Consider the following 4,107-nt stretch of genomic DNA (forward strand, 5'->3'; position numbering starts at 1 on the left):
GCGTCATAGCCTTGGCTCTTGGCTTCGCTGTAAACGTCACGAATGTCGTCGGCGATGCCCTTTTTCTCTTCTTCCAGACGCTCAATGCGTTCAATGAAAAGACGCAGTTGATCGGCGGCGATATTGCCTTCGGCCATAATATTCTCCCTGTGGTGTTGGTCGGTGCCTGCGCACCCGAATCAAGATGACAGCGCCTTAATGCGAAGGGGCGTTTTTCGCCACGCTTTCCTGCATGCGTTGCAATTGCGCGGGCGTGGCTTCGGTCTGATGCTTCGCTTTCCATTCCGCCGCGGGCATGCCGTGGATCAGCGTGCGTGCTTCATCTTTGGTCAGCGCGCCATCCGCCTCCATCACCCAATCGGCGAGGCAATTGCGGCAAAAACCGGCAAGGCCCATCAGGTCGATATTCTGCGCATCGTGGCGGTGCTGCAAATGGGTCACGAGGCGGCGAAATGCGGCTGCGGCTGCCGCGTCTGATATTTGGATGTCCTGTTGCATAGCTATGCGCCCTTTCCGTTGGTGACATGCCGCGTTATGGGGAGTGCGAACGTCAAAATCCATATCGCGGAGCCATTTATATGCAATATCACAAGCCACGTATGCGTAAGGTCCGCATATTGGCGACATTGGGCCCCGCCAGCGACACGCCCGAAATGATCGAAAAGCTGTTCCGTGCTGGTGCCGATGCCTTCCGCGTGAACATGAGCCATGGCGAGCAAGCCGACAAGGCGCAGCTGATCGCCAATATCCGCGCGCTTGAAAAAGCCTATAACCGGCCCACGACAATCTTGGTGGATTTGCAAGGGCCCAAGCTGCGCGTCGGCACCTTTGCCGATGGCAAGGTGGAATTGCACACGGGCGATACTTTCCGGCTGGATACCGACCACACACCGGGGGACGCGCACCGCGTCTATTTGCCGCACCCCGAAATCTTTGCCGCATTGGAAGTCGGCGCACGGCTGTTGCTCGACGATGGTAAGCTTGTTCTGCGGGTCACCGAAATCGGGCTGGAATATATCAATACAATGGTGGAAGTTGGCGGCGCATTGTCGAACCGCAAGGGGCTGAATGTCCCTGACGTCGTCATTCCCATTGCCGCGCTGACCGAAAAGGACCGGTCGGACCTTGCCTTTGCGCTGGAGCAGGGCGTGGATTGGATCGCGATGTCCTTTGTCCAGCGGCCAGAAGATGTTGCCGAGGGCAAGAAGCTGATTGGTAATAAGGCTGCGTTGCTGGCGAAGATTGAAAAGCCTGCCGCCATCGGGCGGTTGGAAGAAATTCTGGAACTCGCCGACGGCGTGATGGTCGCGCGCGGTGATTTGGGTGTTGAGATGCTGCCCGAACAAGTGCCGCCATTGCAGAAGAAGATTGTGTCGACCGCACGGCGCATGGGCAAGCCAGTTGTCGTTGCGACGCAAATGTTGGAATCGATGATCGTATCGCCATCGCCCACCCGCGCCGAGGTGTCGGACGTTGCGACTGCAATTTATGATGGTGCCGACGCGGTCATGTTGTCTGCCGAAACGGCTGCGGGCGCTTGGCCGATTGAAGCGGTGTCGATCATGGACCGCATTGCGCAACAGGTCGAAAGCGACCCCGATTTCTACAAGCGTATCCACTTTACCGAGACCCCAGCCGATTCCACCACGGCCGATGCGCTGGCCGAAGCGAGCGGACGGATTGTCGACACCATAGAAACCAGCGCCATTGTCTGCTTCACATCGTCAGGTTCGACCGCGCGGCGGATTTCGCGCGAACGGCCATCCGTGCCACTCTTGGTGCTGACCGCCAGCCAATCGACCGCGCGCCGCCTTGGGCTCCTTTGGGGCGCTTTTGCTGTGCGGACCAAGGATATTGGATCGTTCGAGGAAATGGTCGCGAAGGGCAAGCGCATGGCGCTGCGCTATCATTTGGGGCAGGCTGGTGGACGCATTGTCATCATGGCTGGCGTACCATTTGGCACGCCGGGTTCCACAAATGTGCTGCACATCGTCCGGCTGACCGGCGACGAATTAAAGGGCCATTAACGGCCGGTTGCGCGATTAGGGCAGTAAAAGACTGCTGTCGCCATAGCTGTAAAACCGGTATTCTTTGGCGATTGCATGGGCATAGGCCGCCTGCATCGTCTCGCGGCCCATCAACGCGCTCACCAGCATGAACAGCGTTGATTTTGGCAAGTGAAAGTTGGTCATGAGGCCGTTGATGGCCTTAAACCGATAGCCCGGGGTGATGAAGATATCGGTGTCGCCTTCAAACGGGTGCACCACACCATTTTGGTCGGCGGCGCTCTCGACAAGGCGCAACGAGGTGGTGCCGACCGCGATCAAGCGGCCGCCATTTGCGCTTATGCTGTTGAGCCGATCCGCTGTCTCGGCATCAATGCTGCCCCACTCGCTGTGCATGCGGTGGCTTGTCGTGTCATCGACCTTTACTGGAAGGAACGTGCCCGCACCCACGTGCAGGGTCAGCGTTGCGGTTTCTATCCCCGCATCGTGCACCGCCTGCATCAATTCGGGGGTGAAATGCAGTGACGCGGTAGGCGCGGCGACGGCGCCGTCCCTTTGCGCGAACATTGTCTGATAATCTTCGGCATCGCGCGCATCGGTTGGCCGCTTGCCAGCGATATAGGGCGGCAACGGCATCGTCCCAGCCCGATGTAGCAAGACTTCGACGGGTTCATCGCCTTCAAAGAACAATGTAAAGCTGCCGTCGTCATGGCGTTCTTCGGCCTTGGCCAAGACCCCTTGGCCAAAATCAATGCAGTCACCAATATGCAGGCGCTTTGCATTGCGGATGAAGGCCTGCCAGCGGCGCAGATCGATGCGTTTATGCAATGTCGCGCCAATCGTCGCATCGCCCCTGCGGCCGGTAAGCTGTGCAGGAATAACCCGGGTGTCGTTGAAGATCAGGCAGTCGCCCTTGCGCAGCTTTTGCGGCAGGTCGCTGACTGAAGCATCGACCATGTTGCCGTCGCCACCGACGCATAGCATGCGCGCGGAATCCCGCGGGCTAACAGGCCGCAGGGCGATCCGCTCGGGCGGAAGCTCGAAATCAAACAGGTCTACGCGCATGATGATTCCGCAGCGGTTAGCTACCGCTTGGTTGGCCTAAGGCAACGGGCTGCGCGGGAAATGCCGGCGGTGGGACATTGTCGGCCGCAATCGATGCCTGAAGCACTTTGCTTGGGCTTGCGGGTGGTTCGCCGCGTTCAATGGCGTCGACAAACTGCATGCCGGATGTCACGCGGCCAAAGACGGTATATTTGTTGTCGAGGCTGAAGCGCGGTTGAAAGCAGATGAAGAATTGGCTGTTGGCCGTGTCGGGTTCATTCGTGCGTGCCATCGACACTGTTCCGCGCAAATGCGGCGTTTTGTTAAATTCGGCCTTCAGATCGGGAAGCTCCGACCCACCTTGGCCCGTGCCCGTGGGATCGCCGGTCTGCGCCATGAAGCCTTCAATCACGCGGTGGAAGATAACGCCATTGTAAAAGCCCTGACGCGTCAGCGTCTTGATGCGCTCCACATGCGCGGGTGCAACGGCGGGGAACATCTGAATGGTAACGCGGCCGCCCGTCGACAAATCGAGCACCAGCATATTTTCAAGGTCAGGCGCAACGGGCGTAGGCGCAGTCGCTGGCGTTTGCGCGAGTGCAGGAGCGCCCGCAAGGAACAGCCCGCCTAAAATGAGCGCAGTCAACTTCGACAAAAATATGCGTGATAACATCAAAAAAGGCCGCCTTTATAATAGAAGTGCTGTTCTCATAACGAACGACGCTGTCGCTGTCATGAACGATTTTCGAACGGCTTCAGGTTGGCCCCGCAGAGGCGAAGTCTGTGGATAAGTCACTGTTGCATAAAAGTGACAGCCCCGAAATATTATTGTCATATCCGCCCAATTTGTTGCGTAAACCTAGGAAATTCGCCACAGCGCAGCCAACCCGGAGAGTTTTCTCTTTAATCCGTTCGTGCTTTGCATGTGCGATTTGAGTGAAAAAGCTGGGGAGTTTAACAGCCACCAGGACGCGATAAGTCGTTGGAATGGGGCGCTATTATAGGGGCTATATCGTGAAAAACACACGTATCAGCAATTTGAAATATGCAGCGGCAC

The 4,107-nt window shown here is 57.6% G+C and carries 5 protein-coding genes; 1 reads left to right on the forward strand and 4 read right to left on the reverse strand.

All coding sequences use genetic code 11. From position 1 onward, the window contains the following. Nucleotides 1-137 (reverse strand): GapR family DNA-binding domain-containing protein (locus tag ACILQA_RS10250; RefSeq protein WP_395629604.1); only part of this gene is annotated, 137 nt, incomplete at its 3' end. 58 nt (nucleotides 138-195) lie between these two features. Beyond that, nucleotides 196-498 carry a DUF1244 domain-containing protein gene (locus tag ACILQA_RS10255; RefSeq protein ID WP_395629601.1) on the reverse strand — a complete coding sequence of 101 codons (303 nt, stop codon included), beginning with the start codon at nucleotides 496-498 and terminating at the stop codon, nucleotides 196-198. Nucleotides 499-599: 101 nt separating this feature from the next. Here ACILQA_RS10255 and pyk point away from each other — a divergent pair, with 101 nt between their 5' ends. Next, nucleotides 600-2,027, forward strand: a complete 1,428-nt coding sequence (pyk, locus tag ACILQA_RS10260) for a pyruvate kinase (protein WP_395629602.1) — start codon at nucleotides 600-602, stop codon at nucleotides 2,025-2,027. A 15-nt stretch (nucleotides 2,028-2,042) separates the two neighbouring features. On the opposite strand, the gene queA is transcribed toward pyk, so the two are convergent. Next, nucleotides 2,043-3,071, reverse strand: coding sequence for a tRNA preQ1(34) S-adenosylmethionine ribosyltransferase-isomerase QueA (gene queA, locus ACILQA_RS10265; protein WP_395629603.1), 1,029 nt, complete (start codon nucleotides 3,069-3,071; stop codon nucleotides 2,043-2,045). A 16-nt stretch (nucleotides 3,072-3,087) separates the two neighbouring features. Continuing rightward, on the reverse strand, nucleotides 3,088-3,723 hold the full coding sequence (locus ACILQA_RS10270; RefSeq protein WP_395629605.1) for a peptidylprolyl isomerase: 636 nt from the start codon (nucleotides 3,721-3,723) through the stop codon (nucleotides 3,088-3,090). Between the last annotated feature and the right edge of the window lie 384 nt (nucleotides 3,724-4,107).

The sequence above is a fragment of the Sphingorhabdus sp. genome, from assembly GCF_044239005.1.
Taxonomy (GTDB): Bacteria; Pseudomonadota; Alphaproteobacteria; order Sphingomonadales; family Sphingomonadaceae; genus Sphingorhabdus_B.

Bases quoted from the DNA above. Each gene is read 5' to 3' on its own strand.
- ACILQA_RS10255 (WP_395629601.1), bottom strand. From the start codon at position 498: ATGCAACAGGACATCCAAATATCAGACGCGGCAGCCGCAGCCGCATTT.
- pyk (WP_395629602.1), top strand. From the start codon at position 600: ATGCGTAAGGTCCGCATATTGGCGACATTGGGCCCCGCCAGCGACACG.
- queA (WP_395629603.1), bottom strand. From the start codon at position 3,071: ATGCGCGTAGACCTGTTTGATTTCGAGCTTCCGCCCGAGCGGATCGCC.
- ACILQA_RS10270 (WP_395629605.1), bottom strand. From the start codon at position 3,723: ATGTTATCACGCATATTTTTGTCGAAGTTGACTGCGCTCATTTTAGGC.